General features: G+C 36.1%; 1 protein-coding gene. It reads left to right on the top strand.

Features of this window, described 5'->3' with window-relative positions:
- Positions 1–346 (top strand): DUF6985 domain-containing protein (locus tag L2748_RS24380; RefSeq protein ID WP_248957856.1); only part of this gene is annotated, 346 nt, incomplete at its 5' end.
- Between the last annotated feature and the right edge of the window lie 158 nt (positions 347–504).

Genomic DNA, 504 nt, shown 5'->3' on the forward strand with positions numbered 1-504 from the left:
GTTTTTGAATGTAGTGAGTTGGATTGAAAAAAATGCACTAGATGTACTGAATAAATCACTTGAGTCTTTTGTTGAACAATATTGGTATATGCGTGATTTAGTAATTGAAAGCCTAATTGATGAAAAACCTGATGATGTCGTTCCTCAAATTTCAACATATAAAGATCTTTCAAGACTTTGTGGAATTGTAGCTGTTCATATCAAAGGCAGTGGTACTATGGATATTCCTCGCTTCGGAATTGAATTCGGTTGCAATTGGGAGGAAGAGCATGGTGCGGGAGCTAATTTTAAAGGCTTAGATTTAGTAGAAACTGGAAGCGCTTCAGAGAGCTTTGATTTCGAGTGAGATTTCGTTGAAAGTGAATATAACATTAGTTCATGCCCACGTAGGGCGTACACACAATAAAATGTATTGTATTAGTCCCGACTAGATCTGACATTTCAACTTGATTAGTTGAGAGTTACCCGTTTTGATAGAAGGTGTCGAATCTTTAATCAAAACAA

The sequence above is a fragment of the Shewanella sairae genome (assembly GCF_023283535.1).
Lineage (GTDB): Bacteria > Pseudomonadota > Gammaproteobacteria > Enterobacterales > Shewanellaceae > Shewanella > Shewanella sairae.